This window comes from Bacillus sp. AFS012607 (assembly GCF_002558005.1).
GTDB classification, from domain to species: Bacteria; Bacillota; Bacilli; order Bacillales; family Bacillaceae_G; genus Bacillus_A; species Bacillus_A thuringiensis_S.
The window spans coordinates 190,009-211,897 of record NZ_NTVM01000005.1 but is presented as its reverse complement, the minus strand read 5'-3'; the positions used below and the strand labels follow the sequence as shown (position 1 = coordinate 211,897).

The following is a 21,889-nucleotide window of genomic DNA, read 5'->3' as shown; positions in this document are numbered from 1 at the left end:
AGCTACACCTCCACATCATACGGTTCATAGTCTTTTCTAAGCGGATGTCCTACCCAATCATCTGGCATTAAAATACGCGTTAAATTCGGATGCCCTTTAAATACAATGCCGAGCAAATCGTATGCTTCTCGCTCCGGCCAGTCAGCCCCTTTCCAAAGCGCTGTCACAGATTCAACTTGCGGTTCTTCCCGGTCTAGCTTTACCTTCACCGCTACCGATTGTTTCTTACCATATGAAAACAAATGAACATATACTTCCATATGTGTCACAAAATCCGTCGCATGTAGCTCTGACATATAATCAAAAGCAAGTCCTTCATGGAATCGCAGTGACTCCATCACTTCATAATATTTTTCTTGATCCACCACAAGAGTCGGCACATCCTTTGACAGTTTATTAATGTAGGAATCTACTAATGCACCCTCTCCTACCTTCTCCCTAATAGCCTCAACATACTGATTTAAATACGGCTGATTTACGGACGTTTCTTCCCGCTTCGGCTCATCCTCTTTCTTACCTTCAGCTCCCTTTGTCTTCGCTCTTGCAGCCGCTGCTGCTTTCGCTTTTGCTGCTGCAATTGCCTTTTCCTTTTCATCTCCCGAATCCCCATCACCTTGCGAAGCTTTCTGCTTCGCTAATGCTGCCGCTTTTGCCTTGGCTGCTGCCACCGCCTTTGCCTTTGCTTTCGCNNCTAACGCCGCCGCTTTTGCTTTTGCTGCCGCTGCTGCACGTCGTTTTGCTTCTTCTATAGTAATATCATTATTTTTTGGTAGCGCTTTCTCTTTTTCTTGATTTTCTGCCTCAAGCTCACTTATTTCCGCCTCGTGTTTCGCTACAAGGCGTTTTCTCGCTTCTTCTTTTGCACGCCTAGCTGCTTCTTTTTTCAGATCCTCTAAGTCTTTGTTTGGATTACTCATTTATTCGTCACCTGCTTCCCGGTCTTTGCTTCGTAACGAATTTTTTCTTTTAATTTATTAATTCCATAAATTAAAGCAGCCGGATTTGGGGGACAACCAGGAATATACACATCAACTGGTACGATTTGGTCTACACCTTTCACAACAGCATATGAATTTACATACGGACCACCTGCTGTCGCACAAGATCCCATCGCAATAACCCATTTCGGTTCGGGCATTTGATCATATAAGCGCCGAACAATAGGAGCCATCTTCTTCGTTACTGTTCCCGATACAATCATGACGTCCGATTGTCTTGGTGAAGTCCGAAAAAATGACCCAAATCGATCTAAATCGTAATGTGATGAGCCTACTCCCATCATTTCAATTGCACAGCACGCCAGTCCGAATGTCATCGGCCATAAAGAATTGCTCCTCGCCCATCCTTTCAACTGCTCCAATGTAGAAAAAAAGATATTTCGTTCTAATTCTGCTCGCTCATTTGGATGTAATTCCTCAAAATTTATAACCATTGTAACACCTTCTTTTTCCAAGCATACGCTAATCCAACTAGCAACATTACAACAAAGATGAGCATTTCAATTAATGCAAATAAACCTAGCTTGTCATACGCAACAGCCCAAGGATATAAAAATAAAGTTTCTACATCAAAGATCACAAACAATAAAGCGAAAATATAATAACGAGCATGAAACCGAATATTTGCATCATGAAACGGCTCAATTCCACTCTCATACGTCGTCGCCTTTGCTGCACTTGGCTTATTTGGGCGCAGCATCCTTCCTAATGTAAGAGCCACTACCGGCAGCAATATACCTAATAGCAAGAAAATCAAAACGATCATATAACTATTTTCATATACACTTGCCATTGTGAAACCCTCCCCCCTAAATTAAGAACAAGTTCACATAGTAAACAATATGTCCTAGTTGCAGTAATTATTATTTTTAAATTTTTCTAAATAATGCAACTATTCTAATCATTATAGCAAACTTCAAATTCCTATGTCGATATGTTGGGAGACAGAAACAAGAATTATTAAAATCTATTTTTACAACTCGCTATAACTGTGCAAAATAAATATAAAACTTATATACGCTTTTCAAGAAACCGTAGGTGATATAAATGAAAAAACAAACACATGTAAGTATTCTTATAAGCATTGTATTGCTGTCTATAACGATTCACTACGTAGCGATGCCTTTTCTATATGAATATTCATTTCCTTTTCAGCTATTAATCGGAATGAGTACCCTATTAATTGATATTATCGCTTGTAGTTATATACTTTACTTTTCAAACATGAAAGAAGGGCTATCTCGTTTATTTTGGATTATATTATCCGTTGGAGCTCTCTCTTATTTTATCGGTGATATAGTCGTTGCCTATCAGCGTTTAATTGTAAAGGACTTCTATACGTTCGTTGATCCATCTGACTTTTTTTACTTACTTTTTTTAGTTACTTTTGCATTTGCCTTTCTATACGAAATCATTTATAACCGAGATTTATTAGAAAAACTTTTTATGCTATGTGATATTTGTATTATCGTTACAGCCCAATTTACTTTAAGTTACTACTTACTTATTGAACGAACCATTCACGTTTTTACAACATCCTATATCGACATATTTGTTCAACTTACCTATCCAATGGTTGATTTACTCTTTCTCTTAATAGGAATCAATCTTTTATTCAAACCACTATCCTTATTACCTAAAAAGGTTGGTGCGCTTCTTAGCAGTGCTTTAATTTTATATGCTACTACAGATGCGATTTATGCTTATATAAAATACTTCATACCAGAGTATTCTATGTTTACAGTTACTCCTTTCTATCAAGTAACCTTAGTACTAGTAGCAATCGCCTGTATTCTCCATACAAAAGAACCTGAAAAACAAGAGCAAGTACTACTAACACCTAAAATTGGTGAATCAATCCGATTATCATTGCCTTATATTTCAGTAATAACACTTATTCTTTTTATATTAGTTGAATACGTCTTTGGGCCTATTATAGTAATTGGTCTTATAATAACTTTCTCTTTCGTTCTCATACGTCATAGTTTAGTTCGAAAACAAAATAAAATATTATTGCTAGCTCAAATGCAATTCAACTCAGAACTCGAGAAACAAATTAAACTACGTACAGAAGATTTAGTAGAACAGAAGAATGAACTCTATCATAATCAACAAATGTTTAAATCTTTATACGAGCATCATCCAGATCCAATCTTCACATTAGATTTATACGGCAATTTTCTCAAAGTAAATAACGCTGGTACTACTTTACTCGGTTATCAAACGAATGAATTATTAAACCAGCCTTACTATTCACTCATATACGAAGAAGATTTAGAAGAAATGATTAACTCCTTTCATCGTGTAAAAAAGGGACATTCTATCTCTTTAGAAATACGGGCGTATCATAAAAACAGAGATATTTACTACTTGCACGTTACCGCCGTACCGATCTTTTTAAAAGAGAAAATTTCTGGGGTTTATTTAATGATTAAAGATATTACGGAAAGCAAACAACAGCAAGAACAGATTAATTTTCTAGCATACCATGATACTTTAACAGAGCTTGCAAATCGTCGTGCATTTCATCAACATTTGGAACAGGCAATTGCACGAGCAAAAATATCGAAAAAGCCTTTTGCTGTTATGTTTCTCGACCTAGACCGTTTTAAAGTTATTAATGATACCCTCGGTCATCGAGTAGGAGACCTATTGCTCATCGCAGTAGCAAAAAGGCTCGAAAGAATATCAACATCAAATATGAAACTCGCGCGGCTAGCTGGAGATGAGTTCACAATCCTTATCGAAAATTACAAAAAAAAGCCAGATGTCCAAAAAATGGCTGATATAATTGTAGCGGCCATGAATGAGCCATTTGAAATCGAAAATCAACATTTACAAATCTCACCGAGTATCGGAATTGCAATATATCCTGAAGCAGGTGAAGATCCGCTATCCATTTTGCAGCATGCTGATATGGCCATGTACGAAGCAAAAAATAAAGGAAAAAACGGTAGCTCTCTTTACACGAAAGAACTATATAAAAAAATGGAACGAAAAGCTCGAATTGAAAAAGATCTGCCAATTGCTTTAGTAAACAAAGAATTTCATCTCGTCTATCAACCACAAATTGATACGACAACAAATAAAATCATCGGCGCTGAAGCTTTAATACGTTGGAAACACCCACTATTAGGTGATATTTCACCATGTGAGTTTATTCCAATTGTAGAAGAGACGCCACAAGTAGTCCCACTTGGACATTGGGTATTACAAGAAGCTTGTCTCCAATTAAAAATATGGCATATCCTTGGCTACCAAAATTTAAAAATAAGTGTTAATTTATCCGCAAAAGAGTTCCGGCAAGATCAATTAATCGAAAACATTTCACAAATATTAAACAACGTAAGCGTCGACCCAAAATATGTCACACTTGAGTTAACAGAAAGAATTGCAATGATTGACGAGAAAGAAACGTTATTAACACTGAAGCAATTAAAAGAATACGGTATCCAAACTTCCATTGATGACTTCGGTACTGGGTATTCTTCTCTTGCTTATTTATCAATTTTTCCAATCGACACATTAAAAGTACCGAGAGAATTCACACAATTAGCCGATCATCGTCCTGAAGAACGAGCCATCGTTTCTACAATCCTTTCCCTCGCAAATACTTTAAATCTTTCAGTCGTTGCCGAAGGAATTGAAACCGAAAAACAGCTTAAGTTTCTGCAAAAACATAACTGTAAATATATGCAAGGTTACTATTTCAGTAAACCACTTACTAGTAATCAATTTATAAAGTTTCTACAAAAAACCCCCAGTATGAACAAATAATTCATACTGGGGGTTTTATAGTGCTAAATTTTTTCTCATAATATTCTTCTGCGATTTCTTCGTAAAAAGCCGCAGATGTTGTGTAGAAATATGGAATTAACCATAAGAATCCAATCCCTAACGTAATACAACTCAATATAAACCAACCGATAAAACTTAAACATAAAATGAAATACTCCATCTTATGCCCATCCATCATACGACGGCTTTCTGTAATAGCTTGATTTATGGAATACTCAGGATGATCATTTATTATAAAGTACGTCATCGCATAAGAGAATGATTTAATGATGCCTGGAATAATAAATAGTAAAAACCATAAGAAAATATAAATGTTCACTACTATATATAATAAAAATGACTTTATAAACTTACTTCCTGCTGTAAACCATCTAAATATATGCCCAATACGCGCGTCTTTTTCTCGAATTATATGTAGCGCTAAATAATAGCCACCTAACGTTAATGGACCTACCATAAAAGTTGTAATAATATCTACTATCATGGAGTTTTTCATATCTTCCCAACCCAAAATTTGTGTAAACGAAAAATCAACAATAAAGTTAAAAGTGATCATTATAACAGAAATAAGTAATGTGGCTCCGACTGCTAATCCCCATTTCCCTTCTAATGAATCTAGTGCTTCTCCTTTTAGATCACTAATCATATTTAGCCTCCTATACACAATAATTCTATTAGTATAGCATGTTTCTATTGCAATTCACCTTTTGAGATGTAGCGATAAAAGTATGCTGTCGTTGTACTCATATACGGACTAAGCCAAAGAAAGCCTATTCCAAAAGTAAGAAGCGCTAAAATAGCCCATCCTATGAAGCTCAGCCATAAAAGAAACAAATCTAACTTATGCCCCTTCATAAGATTCTTACATTCCTTCATCGCCTGCGAAACACTATATTCTGGATTTTCAATCATTACATAGTACGTCAGCGCATAAGAAAAATACATCACAATCATACCAACAATTGAAATCGCTAATAGCACGAAGAAAGCTATTGCAAATGACGTATTCCCTTCTTCACCTAACAATGCAAATAAGCCTATTAACAGCATCGGAATCCACTTACCTGTATATAACAAAATTGCAAGCATTGCCCACATTGTTTTCATCATTCTTTTAAAACCGCGAAATCCTTCAAATAAGTGATCTACTTTAGCATCTTCTCGTTTACTAATCTGTAAAAATACATTTGTATAACCATATGATGTAATCCCATACGATGCGTTACTCAAAATTATCATAATGCAATAAAAAATCCCAAAGGTAATACCTGCTCCAATTGACATCGTTTCCTCTTCAAATGATCCAGTTAAACTTACAACTGAGAGAAATATAATAATTCCTGGAATTAATAGTATAAGCATTGCAGCCATCGAAACGACATAACTTAAAATAAAATATAAAATTGTTGACCCAACACCTAGTCCCCATTTTCCCTTTAAAGAGTACAATGCTTCTCGTTTCATTTCACCAATTATTGATTCATCCCCTTCATAAAATATAAATTGTTGTACACTTCTACTTATACAAGCATCAATATAATTATACCAATTTTGTAAAATTATCCATGAAATAGACAAAAAAATCCGTAAAGGCAAGGGCCCTTACGGATTTTTTTTACTTCATATCAGAAACGTTTAAACGGTTCACGGCACGTTGCAAGGCCATTTCTGCACGTTTAAAGTCAACATGTGCTTGTTTATCTTGCATACGTTGCTCAGCGCGACGCTTCGCTTCATTTGCACGATGGATATCGATATGGTTTGCTTCTTCAGCAGATGATGATAATACAGTCACTTTATCTGGACGAACTTCGATAAAGCCACCGCTTACTGCTACATAATCAGTGTGTCCACCATTTTTCAGACGAACTGCACTAATTTTTAATGGTGCAACAGTTGGAATGTGACCTGGTAAGATCCCCATTTCCCCACTCTCTGCTTTTACACTTACCATTTCTACTTCTTTTTCGTAAACCGGTCCATCAGGAGTTACAATACTGACTGGAAATGTCTTCATACTTCGTCCCTCCTAAGGCCTTACGCCATCATTTTCTTCGCGTTTTCAATAACTTCTTCAATGCCACCTACTAAGCGGAATGCATCTTCTGGAAGGTCATCATATTTTCCTTCTAGAATTTCTTTGAAACCACTAACTGTATTTTTTACAGGTACGTAAGAACCTTTTTGACCTGTAAACTGCTCAGCTACGTGGAAGTTTTGAGATAAGAAGAATTGAATACGACGAGCACGATGTACAACTAACTTATCTTCTTCAGATAACTCATCCATACCTAAGATAGCGATGATATCTTGAAGTTCTTTATAACGTTGTAAAGTTTGTTGTACTTGACGAGCTACTTCATAATGTTCTTCTCCTACGATTTCTGGAGACAGTGCACGAGATGTAGATGCTAATGGATCTACGGCTGGGTAAATACCCATTTGTGTTAAACGACGCTCTAAGTTTGTTGTTGCATCTAAGTGAGCGAACGTTGTAGCTGGTGCTGGGTCAGTATAGTCATCGGCTGGTACATATACCGCTTGGATAGACGTGATAGACCCTTTATTTGTAGATGTAATACGCTCTTGTAATTGACCCATTTCTGTTGCAAGTGTTGGTTGGTAACCTACCGCAGATGGCATACGACCAAGAAGGGCAGATACTTCAGAACCCGCTTGCGTGAAACGGAAGATGTTATCGATGAACAGAAGTACGTCTTGTCCTTGCTCATCACGGAAATGCTCAGCCATTGTTAAACCTGTTAATGCAACACGTTGACGTGCTCCAGGTGGCTCGTTCATTTGTCCGAATACCATCGCAGTTTTCTTGATTACGCCAGAATCGCTCATTTCGTGGTATAAGTCATTACCCTCACGAGTACGCTCACCTACACCAGCGAATACAGAGATACCACCGTGCTCTTGTGCGATGTTGTTAATTAATTCCTGAATTAATACTGTTTTACCTACACCGGCACCACCGAATAGGCCGATCTTACCACCCTTAATGTAAGGAGCAAGTAAGTCTACTACTTTAATACCAGTTTCAAGAATTTCTACTTTAGTAGATAATTCTTCGAATGCAGGTGCTTGACGGTGAATTGGATCACGGTGTACATCCGCAGGAAGTTCACCATCTAAGTCAATTGCATCACCTAATACGTTGAATACACGTCCAAGTGTTACATCACCAACTGGTACAGAAATTGCTTTACCAGTATCTTCTACTTCTGTGCCACGAACAAGTCCATCTGTGGAAGACATCGCAACTGTACGAACTGTATCATCACCTAAATGAAGTGCAACTTCAAATGTTAAGTTCATGCTTCCGTTTTCGTTGCTTTGTTTTACCGTAAGGGCGTTGTAGATTTCTGGTAGCTTTCCGCCATCAAACTTAACGTCTACAACCGGACCCATGATTTGCGTAACGCGCCCTTTATTCATCGGGTTCCCTCCTAGCTTTCTTTTAATTAGCCAGCTTTCTAAGAGAAGTTGGCTTTTAATTTTTTATTAGTTTAGCTTACGCGACTCTTTTGAAAGAGCCGCTTCCGCTTTTAATACTATTCTAACGCTGCTGCTCCACCAACGATTTCCGTAATTTCTTGCGTAATCGCTGCCTGACGCGCACGGTTGAATGAAAGTGTAAGTGAATCGATAACTTCCATTGCGTTGTCTGTAGCACTCTTCATTGCTGTCATACGCGCTGCGTGCTCACTTGCTTTACCATCTAGTAATGCACCGTACACTAAGCTTTCTGCGTATTGTGGCAATAGTACTTTTAAAATCTCTTCTTCAGAAGGTTCGAATTCATAAGCTGTCGTCGGTTTATCAGACGCCACATCAGTAAGCGGTAAAATTTTATTTTCCGTTACTTCTTGTGAAATTTTACTTACGTAATGGTTGTAGTAAATATACAGCTCATCATAAGCACCATCTGCAAACATCGCAATTGCTCGAGAAGCAAGATCTTTAATATCAGTAAATGATGGGTGGTCAGATAATCCAACTACTTCATCAATGATGTTAAAGCCGCGACGTTTTAAATAATCACGTCCTAGTCGTCCAAGCACAATAATTGAATATTGGTTTGAATCCATATTATGACGTTCACGAATTACGTTACTCACTGTACGTAATACGTTACTGTTATAACCACCTGCTAGTCCGCGATCAGATGTAATAACGATGTATCCTGTACGCTTTACAGGACGCGCATTTAGCATCGGATGATTAATTCCTTTACTTCCTTGCGCAATGCTCGCTACTACTTCTTGAATCTTTTCCATATACGGAACGAAAGATTTAGCATTTTGTTCTGCACGGTTTAACTTAGATGCAGATACCATCTCCATCGCTTTCGTAATTTGACTCGTTTTCTTTGTCGAGGTAATCTTCGCTTTTATATCGCGTAAAGATGCCACAGGTTTTCACCACCTTTTTTCCGGAAGTTGGCACGATTAGTAAGAATCCTCTTCCTAATCTACGTTGCAAGATATTCTTGCTCATGATTGAAGGAAAAGAATAGGTGCACCTACTCTTTTCCTTTACATAACCGTCAGCAATCTCAAAGATTGAGATGCCTATATATATTATTATCTAGCTCCAGCGGCTTGAATGTTCGGTGGCTTCACTTCTTCCCCCTCACATTCAGGACGAGCCGCTTCCGCTTTTATTACTCAGAAGCTACGAATACTTTTTTAAATCCGTTAATTGCTGCTGCAAATTTGTCGTCATCCGCAAGTTTCTTAGTTGTGCGGATTTCTTCTAATAAGTCAGTCGCATTAGAATCTAACCAAGCATGGAATTCTTCTTCGAAACGAGTGATATCTACTACTGGGATATCATCTAGGAATCCACGTGTTAAAGCGTAAAGAATGATAACTTGTTTCTCTACACGTAACGGTTTGTGTAATCCTTGTTTTAATACCTCAACAGTACGAGCACCACGGTTTAGTTTCGCTTGAGTTGCTTTATCAAGGTCAGAGCCGAACTGAGCGAACGCTTCTAACTCACGGTAAGATGCAAGGTCAAGACGAAGTGTACCTGATACTTTACTCATTGCTTTAATCTGAGCAGATCCACCAACACGAGATACAGAAGTACCCGCATCGATCGCTGGACGTACGCCAGAGAAGAATAGGTCAGATTGTAAGAAGATTTGTCCATCCGTAATAGAAATTACGTTTGTTGGGATGTAAGCTGATACGTCCCCTGCTTGTGTTTCGATGAAAGGTAGTGCAGTTAAAGAACCGCCGCCTCTTGCATCACTTAATTTTGCTGCACGCTCTAATAAGCGAGAATGTAAGTAGAATACATCCCCTGGATAAGCTTCACGACCTGGAGGACGACGTAATAGTAATGACAGCTCACGGTAAGCCGCTGCTTGTTTTGATAAGTCATCATATACTACTAATACGTGTTTACCATTGTACATGAACTCTTCACCCATTGTTACACCAGCATAAGGAGCTAAGTATAATAATGGAGCTGGTTGAGAAGCAGATGCAGTTACAACGATTGTGTACTCTAATGCACCGTGCTTACGTAGTGTTTCTACTACGTTACGTACAGTTGATTCTTTTTGTCCGATAGCTACATAGATACAAATCATATCTTCATCTTTTTGGTTAATGATTGTATCAAGTGCAACTGCTGTTTTACCAGTTTGACGGTCACCGATGATTAACTCACGTTGACCACGGCCAATTGGTACAAGAGCATCGATCGCTTTAATACCTGTTTGAAGTGGCTCATGAACAGATTTACGATCCATTACACCTGGTGCTGGACTTTCGATTGGACGAGTGTTTGTTGTATTGATTGGGCCTAAACCATCAACTGGTTGACCTAATGGGTTTACAACACGACCAATTAGTTCTTTTCCTACTGGTACTTGCATGATGCGACCAGTACGACGAACTTCGTCACCTTCACGGATTTCTGTGTAAGGTCCTAAAATGATAATACCTACGTTGTTTTCCTCTAAGTTTTGTGCTAGTCCCATAACGCCGTTAGAGAACTCTACAAGTTCACCAGCCATAACGTTATCAAGACCATGAGCACGCGCAATACCGTCACCAACTTGGATAACTGTACCAACATCACTAACTTCGATTTCAGACTGATAGTTCTCGATTTGTTGCTTTATCAGTGCGCTAATTTCTTCAGCTCTGATGCTCATGTGCTTCACCCCTATCTATTCTTCATTAATTCACGCTGAATACGTGCTAATTTTCCTTGTAAACTTCCGTCATAAATGCGATTTCCAATACGTACTTTAATTCCGCCTAGTAAATCTTCATCTACAACATTTTTCACGCGAATTGCATCTTTTCCCGTTCTCTTTGCAAATGCTTCTGCAATGTTAAGCTTCTCTTCTTCAGATAGAAGACGAATAGAATATACAGTTGCATCCGCTACGTTACGTTCTTCATTAGCAAGAACAACATATTCATCTGCAATTTCAGGTAAGATATCAATACGCTTGTTATCAATTAAAATATATAACGTATTTAAAATTGATTCAGAAACAGATCCGAATACGTTTGCAAGAAACGTTTTCTTCTGCTCTTTTGAAATGTTTGGTTGCGTTAAAAAGCTATGTAGTTCCCCGTTCTTTACATAAACGTTTTGTACAAGGCGTAATTCTTCTTCAAACATTTCTAATACGTGTTTTTCTTTTGCAATTTTAAAAAGAGCGACAGCATAACGTTTTGCTACAATCCCATTGCTCATCGCGCTTCTCCTACTTCTTTAATATAATCGCGAATTAACTTAACTTGATCTTCTTCTTTTAATTCTTTTTCAATTACTTTAGAAGCAATTTGAACAGATAAAGAAGCGACTTGTTCTTGTAAAGCAGCAATTGCTTGCTCTTTTTCGCGTTGAATTTCTTGTACAGCAGATGCTTTAATTGATTCTGCTTCTTCTTTCGCAGCAGCAACAATCACATCTTTTTGATCTACAGCTTGTTTTTTCGCTCTTTCGATTAACTCTTGTGCTTCAACACGCGATTGTTTTAACATTTCACGTTGTTCTTCTACTAACTTCTTCGCTTCAGCGTTACTTCTTTCTGCAGCGTCGATTTCATTAGTAACATGCTCTTCACGTTCTTTCATAATTCCCATTAAAGGACCCCACGCAAATTTGCGTAGCATTACTAATAGAATTAAGAAAATGAACAATGTATAAGCAATCGTTCCAAATGGAATGGCAGCTCCTAATAATAAAGTTGGCACAAGGATTCACTCCCTTCAAAATATCTAAATTGATCATATGAAAAAAAAAGACATACGTTTCGTTCATAAAGCAATGGCGAAGAAAGTTCGGAAAAACACTCTTCGCCATCTATGTAAGGGGAGTCTCCCTTATTTGTTCATTACGATGAATGCAATAACTACACCGATGATTGGAAGTGCCTCAACTAAAGCAACCCCGATGAACATAATTGTTTGAAGTGCGCCTTTTAATTCTGGTTGACGAGCAACACCTTCGATTGTACGTGATACGATAAGACCGTTACCAATACCTGCACCTAATGCTGATAAACCAATTGCAATTGCAGCTGCGATTACACCTAAACTCATTTAATTTGTCCTCCTTTGTATTATAAAAAAATAAATTTTTTCTTACTTAAATTATATTAATGGTCATGACTTACTTTATGAGCCATATAAACCATCGTTAACATAACGAAAATAAATGCTTGGATTGATCCAACGAATACACTGAATCCCATCCATGCTAACATCGGTACAAGCGCACCTAATGCTCCAAGGAATGATGCCCCGCCTAACTTAGCAAGTAATCCTAATAAGATCTCACCTGCATAAATGTTACCGAATAAACGAAGACCTAACGTTAATGTGTTAGCAAACTCTTCAATAACCTTTAATGGGAATAAGAATTTCATAGGTTGGAAATAACCTTTAACATACTCTTTCGTACCCTTCATCTTAATTCCATAATAATGGGTGAGGGTAACTACCATCACGGCTAATGTTAATGTAACTGCTGGATCAGACGTTGGTGACCTCCACCATGCAATATGTTCGCCAGCTTCAGTTGCTGAATACATGAATGGTAAACCAAGGAAGTTCGATACGATGATAAACATGATAAGCGTAACGCCAAGCGTTAAGAAACGTCCACCTGTTTTCCAGTCCATCGTACTATTGATAATCCCTTTCACGAAGTCAAACACCCATTCCATGAAGTTTTGCATCCCGGTTGGGCGAAGGGCTAAGCTGCGAGTTCCGATAACAGCGATTAAGAAAACAATAACTGCTGCTACAGTAACCATCATAACTGATGACAAATCGAACGTTAAACCTAGAAATTTAACTAATTTACCGTGTTCCACTAGTAATTCACCTCTCTTCCCTGCTCTTATACTCTAAATAAAGAAAATCTATGATCATGACAAGGTATCCTGTCAGCAATCCTACACCTAAGCCCCACATCGCAATTAACTCTTGATATTTGGCTGCAAATAAAATTAATAACCCAATCGTGGCGAATCTTGAATATGTACTTACAGCTGTCGCCTTAAACTTCACGTTTTCTCCATTTGTTACGCGATCTAACAGCTTGTCTGTTCTACGTGCAATGATGCGCAAACTAAGAAAACTGAAAATCGTTCCGATAATCAGCCCAAGAAATACATCCTTGTAAGAGGTAAATCCCCATCCTAGCACTAGAAGCGCAAGCAAGTAGTACATATATTTCTTTTGTCTTTGGACAAGTCCATGTACGTCTATCATCATTGCTCTCCCGAATAGTAATGTCGAATGAGTCGAATCATTGCGTATACCCCTGTTCCTAACCCGAGTAATAACCCTATAATAAGAAACAATGGAAACGTTCCAACCTTATTATCAATCCACTGCCCACCAAAGATTCCAACAAGTATGGAACCGACTAATTGAGCAAGAATTCCTGACATTAAAGCATATGCTTTTATATGGCTGCGATCGTTTTTTTGCAAGGATTCATCCCTCCAATATGTAACCCTCATTCACGATGTGTTAATAATAACTCATTTTTTTGCATAAATCCTATACAAAACAAAAAGTTTACATTTTCGTCACGGAATAGATGTATTTTTGTCACTGAAAGCCCTACCATCTATCCCCGTTGTTAGCATACAATAGGGTATTAACAGTGTCAACGAGAAATCGTAAAAAATCTAAAAATTTGAGTATTAGGCATTTCCTCCCAAAAATGAAAACGTTCCCCTTCTAAATACTGGTTACATATATGCAATTTCTAACAGTTTTCTCTTTATAATAGAAGGAAATGTTCACAAGTTTGTCACTATTATATTTTCGAGATATAACGCTTTTCTTCCATAATATAGTGTTCCTCAGACGTAAGACTTCTATATTATATGTGATGTGTATGCAACTTATGTTGTATATACGATGTATATTTATCCTCTCCTCTCCCCTCCCCTACTTGCTTACAGCAAAAAAAAACGAGCAGGGGAATCTCCCCTGCTCGTCAGTTGTCTTACTTCGTTCCGAATAAACGGTCACCAGCATCACCAAGACCTGGTACTACATATCCGTGGTCATTTAATTTCTCATCTAATGCTGCTACATAAATATCAACATCGGGATGTTCTTCTTGTACTACTTTTACCCCTTCTGGAGCTGCAACGATACACATTAATTTAATTTGTTTCGCACCGCGCTTTTTCAGAGAGTTAATTGCTTCAGCCGCAGAACCACCTGTTGCTAGCATCGGATCTAGTACGATAAAGTCACGCTCTTCTACATCCGTTGGAAGTTTCACATAGTATTCTACCGGTTGCAATGTTTTAGGGTCACGGTATAAACCAACGTGTCCTACTTTTGCTGCTGGAATTAATTTCAGAATTCCATCAACCATTCCTAAACCTGCACGTAAAATCGGAATTAAACCAAGTTTTTTACCAGCGATCACTTTTGTTGTCGCTTTGCTTACAGGCGTTTCAATTTCAATATCCTTAAGCGGAAGGTCGCGAGTAATTTCGAAAGCCATTAAGCTTGCTACTTCGTCCACTAATTCACGAAAATCTTTCGTACCTGTATTCTTATCGCGAATATATGTAATCTTATGTTGAATTAACGGGTGATCAAATACATACAGTTTTCCCATGTGAATCTCTCCTTTAGATGATATTCATGCGTTTGCACGCTTTTTTACACTATTTACGATTGTAAAGAAAACGCTACTAATATTCAAGGGCAAATTTGGCAAAATCATGATTTTACGATGAATCTATCTAGTATCTTTACCAATTATGGGAGCTGTATCCTTCATTATATCGCCAAAATTTATTCATCATTTGTATACATACTTTAAAAATAATATATGTCCACAAAAAAGACTGCCAAAACAATTACGTTTCAGCAGTCTTCTTCAATCTATTATAGATTTGGATACATTGAGAATTTGCTCGTTAACGCTTCTACACGCTTACGTGCTTCTTCTAATGCAGCTTCATTTTCATGATTTTTTAATGTATAAGCAATAAGTGACGCAATTTCATCCATTTCTTCTAAACCGAAACCACGAGATGTTACAGCTGCTGTACCGATACGTACACCACTTGTTACAAATGGGCTTGCTGTTTCAAATGGAATTGTATTTTTGTTCACTGTAATACCAACTTCATCTAATACGTGCTCTGCTACTTTACCTGTGATTTCTAGGTTACGAACATCAATCAAGATTAAGTGATTGTCTGTTCCGCCAGAAACAAGTGTAAGTCCTTCTTTTTGAAGACCTTCAGCTAAGCGGTTCGCATTGTTAATGATATTTTGTGCATACGTTTTGAAATCCTCTTGAAGTGTCTCACCAAACGCAACAGCTTTTGCAGCGATTACGTGCATAAGTGGACCACCTTGAATACCAGGGAAGATTGATTTATCAATTTGTTTTGCAAACTTCTCTTCACATAAAATCATACCACCGCGCGGACCACGTAACGTTTTATGTGTTGTCGTTGTAACGAAATGTGCATGTGGTACTGGATTTGGATGTAAGCCAGCAGCTACTAAACCAGCGATATGTGCCATATCCACCATTAAGTATGCACCCACTTCATCTGCAATCTCACGGAATCGTTTGAAATCGATAACACGAGGGTATGCACTTGCACCTGCAACGATTAATTTTGGTTTATGTTCTTTCGCTTTTGCTAATACATCATCGTAATTAATACGGTGAGAGTCAGCATCCACGCCATATTCTACGAAATTATATTGTACTCCACTGAAGTTAACAGGGCTTCCGTGTGTTAAGTGACCACCATGAGATAAATTCATACCAAGTACTGTATCGCCTTGCTCTAAAATTGTGAAGTATACTGCCATGTTCGCTTGTGCACCAGAGTGTGGTTGAACGTTTACGTGCTCTGCGCCAAAAATTTCTTTTACGCGATCACGTGCGATATCTTCTACTACGTCTACGTGTTCACAGCCACCATAGTAACGTTTTCCAGGATATCCTTCAGCATACTTATTTGTTAAAACAGAACCTTGCGCCTCCATTACCGCTTCACTTACAAAGTTTTCCGAAGCAATTAACTCAATCTTTGAACGCTGTCTTCCTAGTTCTGCCTCAATTGCAGCAAATACCTTTTCATCTTGACGTTTTAAATGATCCACCAAAATCCCCCTTTTCTGAACGAATTACATCGATTCCCAACAGTTTTTTCTCATTTATTCAGAAAAAACGAAAATTCAGGTTGTAATTCTTTCGAACCTTCATGTTTTCAACTACATTCTAACATGACTTTCTATATCATAAAAGAAAAAAAAGACCGAAAATCGGTCTTTTCTTTCTTCTACTATAAAGTCAGACAACATACCTTTTATCTTATGATAAACAGCTACTATATGACTTCCTAATTTCTCATATTTAACGGCAAGTGGTAGTCTCTTCCGTCACCGCGTAAACAGCACGTGCTCCACCAATTAGTTTTCCACGTGTTTTGGCCATCGTTACATGCGCACTTCCAATTGCCTTCACACTTGTACGAACCGGAACAGCTACATGTTTTAAATGCATACCAATAAATGTATCACCAATATCCATTCCTGCATCTGCTTTAATAAACTCAACTACTACCGGATCTTTCAAATTGTGATACGCATATGTCCCCAATGCACCACCTGCTGATCTAACAGGCGTAACTGTTACAATTTCAAATTGATATTTTATCGCTACTTCTCTCTCAACTACTAAAGCACGGTTTAAATGCTCACAACATTGAAACGCTAATTCAATACCTGTTCGCTCTTGAAATTGTTTTAACTCAGAAAAAATCGCCTCTGCTACTTCCATCGTTCCTGATGTTCCAATTCTTTCGCCTAGCACTTCGCTCGTGCTACAACCCACTACAAAAATTTGACCGCTTTGTAATGAAGCTTGTTCTTGGAAATCAGAAAGCGACATTTGTAGCTGTTCTCTTACTTTTACGATTTCTGTCATTACGCCTCTTCCTTTCACAGGTTGGTTCACCAAATTATATTTCACACTACTAATAGTTAGAATCTATTACTTTGTTTCGTATGTTTTAATTTTTCCTACGCGGTTTTCGTGACGACCACCTTCATAGTCAGTTGTTAACCAGATTTTTGCGATATCACGCGCTAGACCAGCACCAATTACACGCTCGCCCATTGCTAGCATGTTAGTGTCATTATGCTCTCTCGTTGCTTTCGCACTGAAAGTATCATGAACTAACGCACAACGGATACCATTTACTTTGTTTGCTGCGATTGACATACCAATGCCTGTCCCACAAACTAAAATACCACGATCTACTTCACCGTTCGCTACCATTTCAGCTGCCGGAAACGCAAAGTCAGGGTAATCAACAGAACCAGCTTCACATTCACAACCTAAATCAATATATTCAATATTTAACTCTTCTAATAAACTTACAAGTTCTTTGCGGATATTCATACCGCCGTGATCAGATGCTATTACTACTTTCATTTTTACCCCTCCAAAGTTTCAATCAATTATCTTCATTTCACACTTGCTACCTCAATAGGACGAAGTGATCTCCAATATCGTATTATACACGAAACATCAACCTACTGAATGTTTTTTCAGTAAAGTTTGTACAAGTTTTTCCATCTCATCTAACGTTTTTTTATAAATAGAAAGCGAGCCTCCAAATGGATCTGAAATGTCCTTACCTATACCTTCAGTTAATCCATATAACGTATTCAATTTCTTTTCAACACTCGGATAATGCCCAAGTACAATGTGTTTATGATTTTCTGTCATCGTTACGACAATATCAGCCCAATCAAGCAAAGTTTCGTTTACTTGCTGCGCGGCATGATTAATTGAAATCCCTTTTTCAGCTAAAGCTTCCTTCGCATATACCGATGCATCGCTCCCAGGATAGGCGAAAACACCGGCAGATTGCACTTCAAACCTATCTCCTCCGTGATGACGAAGCAACGCCTCAGCCATCGGACTACGACATGTATTGCCAGTACAAACAAATAACACTCGTTTCATCCAACCCCACCCCTATATTCGATTTCTTACCACTCATCATAACTTACATTAGAATAGAACAAAAGAAATGTGAATATACAAAAAGCGCAGTTCTCTTATATTTTTTCTAAGAAAAATGCGCCTTATCCACATATATGTGAAACCCTATTTCCAAGTGCCCAGAGTATTTTAACATACCTACTGAATATGCAACAAAAATAAGGAATCCATTTCATACTAAACAGATTCCTCTTATACAGCAATTATTTCATTGTAACTTTCATTACTTCTGTTGAACCTTTTGTAGCTGTTACGCCTACAGTTGTCTTAATAGACTCAGCTGCATCTGTGTTTGTAATAACGATTGGAGTAATTGTGCTTTTCGCTTTTTCACGGATTAATTCTAAGTCGAATGAGATTAATTTATCTCCAGCTTTTACAGCTTGGCCTTCAGAAACGTGAGCTTCGAAACCTTCGCCTTCCATTTTTACAGTTTCTAATCCAACGTGGATTAAAATTTCTGTGCCGTTTTTCGCTTTAATTCCGATAGCATGTTTTGTGTGGAATAATTGTACGATTTCACCATCAACTGGAGATACAACTACACCTTCAGTAGGATCGATTGCAACACCGTCACCCATCATACGACCAGCGAATACTGGATCTGGTACTTCTTCAATATTTTTCACTGCTCCAGTTAATGGAGCTACGATTGTTTCTTCATTTGTTTTTGAACCAAGACCAAATAATTTTTTAAACATAGGATAGTCCTCCTTATAATTTACCTAAAAGTTTATAGGGCAATCCCTAGTAAAGCTCGGGATACATGTAAGACTTCATACTTCGAATATTATACTGTAAAAACGCTTTCGAAATAAATTACGTCATTACTAATAGACTCTTATTGTAGCGCTTCACAAAATTCCAGTCAATTCTGATTGTCTGAATAACAATAAGAAGTTAACTTCTATTTATATTTTCTCTTTTTTTGCCCAACTTGTCTAGAGGTCTTTACTACATTTTGTTTTTTGTTGTTAATTTGTAAAATTTAATTCAAACTTTTTTCAAAATCCGCTTGACTAAAGTAAGTAACTATTTTATCATTACTTACGTAAGGTAAGTTAATAACTTTTAGGAGGTTTTTAAAAATGATGGATTTCGGTCTTCTTATTATTCGTCTTATTATAGGAATTACATTCATGGGTCATGGTGCTCAGAAATTATTTGGTTGGTTCGGCGGTTACGGTTTAAAAGGAACAGGTGGCTGGATGGAATCAATCGGTTTACGTCCTGGTGTATTTATGGCATTTATGGCTGGTGCAACTGAATTACTAGGTGGTTTCTTATTCGCATCAGGTATTTTCATTATAGTTGGCTCATTATTTATCGTTGGAACAATGTTAATGGCTATCTTCACTGTTCACGGGAAAAATGGTTACTGGGTGACACAAAACGGATATGAATATAATTTAATGTTAATCGCTGTTGCTGTTGGTGTAGCTTTAATCGGACCTGGCGCATACGTTTTACTTTAATTTTCATCTCAATCTTGAGATTCTTGAAAAAGAACTTACTTCATTACAATTGAAGTAAGTTCTTTTTATGAAACAAAATATTATTTCCAGCAGGATTTTCTCACCGATATCTTGTAAACAAACAATAAGTATTCATATTTAGAAAGGGGATTACAAGCATGTTATCCATTAATCCAAATGAACAAACTGAAAAAGATAATTACAAATTACTTACTGGAAGTATCATCCCTCGCCCTGTCGCATTCGTTACTTCTGTAACAAAAGACGGTGTATTAAACGGCGCACCATATAGTTATTTCAATATTGTCGCTGCTAATCCACCACTTATCTCTGTTTCTGTACAACGAAAAGCCGGAGAAAGAAAGGACACTTCCCGAAACGCAATTGAAAAAGGTGAGTTTGTCGTACATATTTCTGATGAATCTTACGTAGAAGCAATTAACGAAACAGCAGCTAATCTCCCGCCAAATGAAAGTGAAATTGAACTAGCAAAACTAACACCAATTGAAAGTGAAGTCATCTCTGTTCCAGGTGTAAAAGAAGCAAATATTCGAATGGAATGTATATTAGAACGTGCAATTCCACTTGGTGGAACAGAAGACTCACCAGCTTGTGATCTACTAATTGGACGCGTCGTTCGTTTCCACGTTGCCGAGCATCTATATGAAAAAGGGCGCATTCACGCAGAAGGACTCAAACCAATAAGCCGCCTAGCAGGACACAACTATGCAAAATTAGGAGAACAATTTGAACTGGTTAGGCCAGTTTAAAAGCAGAAGCGGCTCGCTCAGAATGAGAGGGGGATGGAGCTTCTGACGCAGAGGCGCTTTTTGCCTCATAGGAAGACGCGAAGCCACCGACCATTCTAGCCGCTGGAGCTGGATAAATATCTAAAAGCGGAAGCGGCTCGTTCAGAATCGATTCCTGCCATCACTCAAACATAAAAATCCCCTGCTTTTTAGCAGGGGATTTTATCATTGTAATTCTTCCTTCTTTTCCTCTAAAGTAGGCAGTTTTTCTTTTTTCGGCTTCCCTAGCTTAATTACGAAGAAGTATAGGGAAAGCAGTGTAATAAGAAAAACAATTAAAAACGGGTACGGAGAGTAAAAAGCACGCGCCGCCTCAGTCTTTCCTGCAACAAATTTCAATGACTCAATATCTAAAAACTCAGCAAACATTTGTACACCGAGCATACTAAACCAAAAAACAAAAAAACTAATAATAATACCAAAAACTTGCTTCAATCTTGTCATTCATCTCATCCTTTCTATATGTGTAATTTTTTAGCGCAATCAATATAGTACAAACAAAACTATGCACAGAAAGGAGCTATCTTACTATTCGCGAATTAACTTAATCCAACCTAAAATTGCAATTTGCAAAATAATACCCCAAATTATAAGCCTTCTTAGCCATCGAGGAAAGAAGGTTAAAAACTTAACATACCATCCCAATAGCTTGTTCATAATTCCCTCCTACATAAAATTATATAGGAAAAAGGATATATAATCCAAATCCAACTAGAATGATGCCACCTACTATCTCGCCATATGTACCGAGCATATCTTTCGCATGTCTACCAATTAATAAACCAATCCACGCTAACAACATGCTAACAAATCCAAAAAGTAATATCGTAATGATTGTTTGTGCCCCATAAATACCAAGACTAAGCCCTACTGAGAAACTATCTATACTAACGCCAAATGCAAATACGAATAAGCTAATTCCAATAGGGACAGTTCTAGTCTCTCCATTTTGTAAAATGGTCGAATATACGATATAAAAACCTAGTCCGATTAATAAAATAGCACCCGCAAAATGTGCAATATCTCCATACTTCTCTGATAAAAAACGACCTAGTACCATCCCTATAAATGGCATAATAATATGAAATATCCCTATCGTCATACCAATATACAGGATTTGTCTTAACTTTAGGGGCATCATCCCCATACCAAGACTCACCGAGAACGCATCCATCCCTAAGGCGAATGCCATAATTATTAAAGGTATTAGCTGTTCAAACGTCATTCATGCCCCTCCTTGGAC

Annotated in this window: 28 protein-coding genes; 3 read left to right on the top strand and 25 right to left on the bottom strand. The window is 37.6% G+C overall.

Annotated features, from left to right (window positions below; all coding sequences use genetic code 11):
- Positions 1 to 2 precede the first annotated feature (2 nt).
- Genes CN409_RS03830 through nuoA form a run of 3 tightly spaced genes read right to left on the bottom strand, consistent with a single transcriptional unit; the run spans position 3 to position 1,791 of the window.
- Entirely contained in the window at positions 3 to 917 is a 915-nt protein-coding gene (locus CN409_RS03830) for an NADH-quinone oxidoreductase subunit C (RefSeq protein ID WP_097980934.1), read from the bottom strand.
- Positions 914 to 1,432 (bottom strand): NADH-quinone oxidoreductase subunit NuoB, encoded by a 519-nt coding sequence (gene nuoB / locus CN409_RS03825; RefSeq protein WP_000236331.1) that lies wholly within the window; start codon positions 1,430 to 1,432, stop codon positions 914 to 916. Before nuoB ends, CN409_RS03830 begins: the two co-directional genes overlap by 4 nt.
- On the bottom strand, positions 1,423 to 1,791 hold the full coding sequence (gene nuoA, locus CN409_RS03820) for an NADH-quinone oxidoreductase subunit NuoA (RefSeq protein ID WP_000179273.1): 369 nt from the start codon (positions 1,789 to 1,791) through the stop codon (positions 1,423 to 1,425). The genes nuoB and nuoA overlap by 10 nt, the downstream gene beginning before the upstream one ends.
- Before the next feature lie 254 nt (positions 1,792 to 2,045).
- Between nuoA and CN409_RS03815 the strand changes: the two genes are divergently transcribed.
- Positions 2,046 to 4,775: a putative bifunctional diguanylate cyclase/phosphodiesterase gene (locus CN409_RS03815; RefSeq protein ID WP_097980933.1), complete on the top strand. Its 2,730-nt coding sequence runs from the start codon at positions 2,046 to 2,048 to the stop codon at positions 4,773 to 4,775.
- Position 4,776: 1 nt separating this feature from the next.
- Here CN409_RS03815 and CN409_RS03810 read toward each other — a convergent pair whose 3' ends face one another.
- The 19 genes from CN409_RS03810 to CN409_RS03715 form a co-directional block, all read right to left on the bottom strand.
- Positions 4,777 to 5,442: a DUF975 family protein gene (locus CN409_RS03810; RefSeq protein WP_097980932.1), complete on the bottom strand. Its 666-nt coding sequence runs from the start codon at positions 5,440 to 5,442 to the stop codon at positions 4,777 to 4,779.
- A gap of 44 nt (positions 5,443 to 5,486) precedes the next feature.
- Complete coding sequence (locus CN409_RS03805) at positions 5,487 to 6,272, bottom strand: DUF975 family protein (protein ID WP_097980974.1); 786 nt, start codon at positions 6,270 to 6,272, stop codon at positions 5,487 to 5,489.
- Between the two features lie 139 nt (positions 6,273 to 6,411).
- Positions 6,412 to 6,813 carry a F0F1 ATP synthase subunit epsilon gene (gene atpC, locus CN409_RS03800; RefSeq protein WP_000847214.1) on the bottom strand — a complete coding sequence of 134 codons (402 nt, stop codon included), beginning with the start codon at positions 6,811 to 6,813 and terminating at the stop codon, positions 6,412 to 6,414.
- 20 nt (positions 6,814 to 6,833) lie between these two features.
- Positions 6,834 to 8,240: a F0F1 ATP synthase subunit beta gene (gene atpD / locus CN409_RS03795; RefSeq protein WP_001032597.1), complete on the bottom strand. Its 1,407-nt coding sequence runs from the start codon at positions 8,238 to 8,240 to the stop codon at positions 6,834 to 6,836.
- A 116-nt stretch (positions 8,241 to 8,356) separates the two neighbouring features.
- Positions 8,357 to 9,217: a F0F1 ATP synthase subunit gamma gene (atpG, locus tag CN409_RS03790; protein WP_000157703.1), complete on the bottom strand. Its 861-nt coding sequence runs from the start codon at positions 9,215 to 9,217 to the stop codon at positions 8,357 to 8,359.
- Positions 9,218 to 9,468: 251 nt separating this feature from the next.
- Positions 9,469 to 10,977, bottom strand: a complete 1,509-nt coding sequence (gene atpA, locus CN409_RS03780; protein WP_000027521.1) for a F0F1 ATP synthase subunit alpha — start codon at positions 10,975 to 10,977, stop codon at positions 9,469 to 9,471.
- 11 nt (positions 10,978 to 10,988) lie between these two features.
- Entirely contained in the window at positions 10,989 to 11,531 is a 543-nt protein-coding gene (atpH, locus tag CN409_RS03775) for a F0F1 ATP synthase subunit delta (protein WP_000064682.1), read from the bottom strand.
- Positions 11,528 to 12,034 (bottom strand): F0F1 ATP synthase subunit B, encoded by a 507-nt coding sequence (atpF, locus tag CN409_RS03770; protein WP_001142615.1) that lies wholly within the window; start codon positions 12,032 to 12,034, stop codon positions 11,528 to 11,530. The genes atpH and atpF overlap by 4 nt, the downstream gene beginning before the upstream one ends.
- Before the next feature lie 129 nt (positions 12,035 to 12,163).
- Positions 12,164 to 12,382 (bottom strand): F0F1 ATP synthase subunit C, encoded by a 219-nt coding sequence (gene atpE / locus CN409_RS03765; RefSeq protein WP_000052064.1) that lies wholly within the window; start codon positions 12,380 to 12,382, stop codon positions 12,164 to 12,166.
- Between the two features lie 56 nt (positions 12,383 to 12,438).
- Positions 12,439 to 13,158, bottom strand: coding sequence for a F0F1 ATP synthase subunit A (gene atpB / locus CN409_RS03760; protein WP_000399879.1), 720 nt, complete (start codon positions 13,156 to 13,158; stop codon positions 12,439 to 12,441).
- Positions 13,159 to 13,165: 7 nt separating this feature from the next.
- The gene (locus CN409_RS03755) at positions 13,166 to 13,558 is read right to left on the bottom strand and encodes an ATP synthase subunit I (protein ID WP_000567600.1); all 393 of its coding nucleotides are present in this window, start codon (positions 13,556 to 13,558) and stop codon (positions 13,166 to 13,168) included.
- Positions 13,558 to 13,782: an AtpZ/AtpI family protein gene (locus CN409_RS03750; protein WP_001171223.1), complete on the bottom strand. Its 225-nt coding sequence runs from the start codon at positions 13,780 to 13,782 to the stop codon at positions 13,558 to 13,560. Before CN409_RS03750 ends, CN409_RS03755 begins: the two co-directional genes overlap by 1 nt.
- 26 nt (positions 13,783 to 13,808) lie before the next feature.
- A complete protein-coding gene (locus CN409_RS03745) occupies positions 13,809 to 13,922 on the bottom strand; it encodes a DUF4024 domain-containing protein (RefSeq protein ID WP_000232961.1) in 114 nt (37 codons plus the stop codon).
- A 384-nt stretch (positions 13,923 to 14,306) separates the two neighbouring features.
- Complete coding sequence (upp, locus tag CN409_RS03740; protein WP_000517539.1) at positions 14,307 to 14,936, bottom strand: uracil phosphoribosyltransferase; 630 nt, start codon at positions 14,934 to 14,936, stop codon at positions 14,307 to 14,309.
- 272 nt (positions 14,937 to 15,208) lie between these two features.
- A complete protein-coding gene (glyA, locus tag CN409_RS03735; protein WP_000349800.1) occupies positions 15,209 to 16,450 on the bottom strand; it encodes a serine hydroxymethyltransferase in 1,242 nt (413 codons plus the stop codon).
- Between the two features lie 253 nt (positions 16,451 to 16,703).
- Positions 16,704 to 17,276 (bottom strand): TIGR01440 family protein, encoded by a 573-nt coding sequence (locus CN409_RS03730; protein ID WP_000136383.1) that lies wholly within the window; start codon positions 17,274 to 17,276, stop codon positions 16,704 to 16,706.
- 66 nt (positions 17,277 to 17,342) lie between these two features.
- Positions 17,343 to 17,786 carry a ribose 5-phosphate isomerase B gene (gene rpiB, locus CN409_RS03725; RefSeq protein ID WP_000869542.1) on the bottom strand — a complete coding sequence of 148 codons (444 nt, stop codon included), beginning with the start codon at positions 17,784 to 17,786 and terminating at the stop codon, positions 17,343 to 17,345.
- A 96-nt stretch (positions 17,787 to 17,882) separates the two neighbouring features.
- Positions 17,883 to 18,323 carry a low molecular weight protein arginine phosphatase gene (locus CN409_RS03720; protein ID WP_000832378.1) on the bottom strand — a complete coding sequence of 147 codons (441 nt, stop codon included), beginning with the start codon at positions 18,321 to 18,323 and terminating at the stop codon, positions 17,883 to 17,885.
- A gap of 242 nt (positions 18,324 to 18,565) precedes the next feature.
- Complete coding sequence (locus tag CN409_RS03715) at positions 18,566 to 19,063, bottom strand: PTS sugar transporter subunit IIA (RefSeq protein ID WP_000473666.1); 498 nt, start codon at positions 19,061 to 19,063, stop codon at positions 18,566 to 18,568.
- Between the two features lie 387 nt (positions 19,064 to 19,450).
- Here CN409_RS03715 and CN409_RS03710 point away from each other — a divergent pair, with 387 nt between their 5' ends.
- Together CN409_RS03710 and CN409_RS03705 are read left to right on the top strand one after the other, a co-directional pair.
- Entirely contained in the window at positions 19,451 to 19,837 is a 387-nt protein-coding gene (locus tag CN409_RS03710; RefSeq protein ID WP_000968613.1) for a DoxX family protein, read from the top strand.
- Between the two features lie 158 nt (positions 19,838 to 19,995).
- Positions 19,996 to 20,607 carry a flavin reductase family protein gene (locus CN409_RS03705; protein WP_000949050.1) on the top strand — a complete coding sequence of 204 codons (612 nt, stop codon included), beginning with the start codon at positions 19,996 to 19,998 and terminating at the stop codon, positions 20,605 to 20,607.
- Positions 20,608 to 20,811: 204 nt separating this feature from the next.
- Here the strand turns inward: CN409_RS03705 and CN409_RS03700 are convergent, their stop codons facing one another.
- From CN409_RS03700 to CN409_RS03695, 3 genes are all read right to left on the bottom strand, one after another.
- Positions 20,812 to 21,090, bottom strand: a complete 279-nt coding sequence (locus CN409_RS03700) for a DUF3935 domain-containing protein (RefSeq protein WP_000197471.1) — start codon at positions 21,088 to 21,090, stop codon at positions 20,812 to 20,814.
- A gap of 84 nt (positions 21,091 to 21,174) precedes the next feature.
- A complete protein-coding gene (locus CN409_RS32515) occupies positions 21,175 to 21,303 on the bottom strand; it encodes a hypothetical protein (protein ID WP_001037654.1) in 129 nt (42 codons plus the stop codon).
- 19 nt (positions 21,304 to 21,322) lie between these two features.
- On the bottom strand, positions 21,323 to 21,871 hold the full coding sequence (locus tag CN409_RS03695; protein ID WP_000142476.1) for a manganese efflux pump MntP: 549 nt from the start codon (positions 21,869 to 21,871) through the stop codon (positions 21,323 to 21,325).
- Positions 21,872 to 21,889: the final 18 nt, after the last annotated feature.

What these genes read in the sequence shown, in the direction of transcription:
- nuoB (WP_000236331.1), bottom strand. Translation starts at nt 1,432, where the DNA reads ATGGTTATAAATTTTGAGGAATTACATCCAAATGAGCGAGCAGAATTA.
- nuoA (WP_000179273.1), bottom strand. Translation starts at nt 1,791, where the DNA reads ATGGCAAGTGTATATGAAAATAGTTATATGATCGTTTTGATTTTCTTG.
- CN409_RS03815 (WP_097980933.1), top strand. Translation starts at nt 2,046, where the DNA reads ATGAAAAAACAAACACATGTAAGTATTCTTATAAGCATTGTATTGCTG.
- CN409_RS03810 (WP_097980932.1), bottom strand. Translation starts at nt 5,442, where the DNA reads ATGATTAGTGATCTAAAAGGAGAAGCACTAGATTCATTAGAAGGGAAA.
- atpC (WP_000847214.1), bottom strand. Translation starts at nt 6,813, where the DNA reads ATGAAGACATTTCCAGTCAGTATTGTAACTCCTGATGGACCGGTTTAC.
- atpD (WP_001032597.1), bottom strand. Translation starts at nt 8,240, where the DNA reads ATGAATAAAGGGCGCGTTACGCAAATCATGGGTCCGGTTGTAGACGTT.
- atpA (WP_000027521.1), bottom strand. Translation starts at nt 10,977, where the DNA reads ATGAGCATCAGAGCTGAAGAAATTAGCGCACTGATAAAGCAACAAATC.
- atpH (WP_000064682.1), bottom strand. Translation starts at nt 11,531, where the DNA reads ATGAGCAATGGGATTGTAGCAAAACGTTATGCTGTCGCTCTTTTTAAA.
- atpE (WP_000052064.1), bottom strand. Translation starts at nt 12,382, where the DNA reads ATGAGTTTAGGTGTAATCGCAGCTGCAATTGCAATTGGTTTATCAGCA.
- CN409_RS03755 (WP_000567600.1), bottom strand. Translation starts at nt 13,558, where the DNA reads ATGATAGACGTACATGGACTTGTCCAAAGACAAAAGAAATATATGTAC.
- CN409_RS03745 (WP_000232961.1), bottom strand. Translation starts at nt 13,922, where the DNA reads ATGGTAGGGCTTTCAGTGACAAAAATACATCTATTCCGTGACGAAAAT.
- upp (WP_000517539.1), bottom strand. Translation starts at nt 14,936, where the DNA reads ATGGGAAAACTGTATGTATTTGATCACCCGTTAATTCAACATAAGATT.
- CN409_RS03730 (WP_000136383.1), bottom strand. Translation starts at nt 17,276, where the DNA reads ATGACAGAAATCGTAAAAGTAAGAGAACAGCTACAAATGTCGCTTTCT.
- rpiB (WP_000869542.1), bottom strand. Translation starts at nt 17,786, where the DNA reads ATGAAAGTAGTAATAGCATCTGATCACGGCGGTATGAATATCCGCAAA.
- CN409_RS03720 (WP_000832378.1), bottom strand. Translation starts at nt 18,323, where the DNA reads ATGAAACGAGTGTTATTTGTTTGTACTGGCAATACATGTCGTAGTCCG.
- CN409_RS03715 (WP_000473666.1), bottom strand. Translation starts at nt 19,063, where the DNA reads ATGTTTAAAAAATTATTTGGTCTTGGTTCAAAAACAAATGAAGAAACA.
- CN409_RS03710 (WP_000968613.1), top strand. Translation starts at nt 19,451, where the DNA reads ATGATGGATTTCGGTCTTCTTATTATTCGTCTTATTATAGGAATTACA.
- CN409_RS03705 (WP_000949050.1), top strand. Translation starts at nt 19,996, where the DNA reads ATGTTATCCATTAATCCAAATGAACAAACTGAAAAAGATAATTACAAA.
- CN409_RS03700 (WP_000197471.1), bottom strand. Translation starts at nt 21,090, where the DNA reads ATGACAAGATTGAAGCAAGTTTTTGGTATTATTATTAGTTTTTTTGTT.
- CN409_RS32515 (WP_001037654.1), bottom strand. Translation starts at nt 21,303, where the DNA reads ATGAACAAGCTATTGGGATGGTATGTTAAGTTTTTAACCTTCTTTCCT.
- CN409_RS03695 (WP_000142476.1), bottom strand. Translation starts at nt 21,871, where the DNA reads ATGACGTTTGAACAGCTAATACCTTTAATAATTATGGCATTCGCCTTA.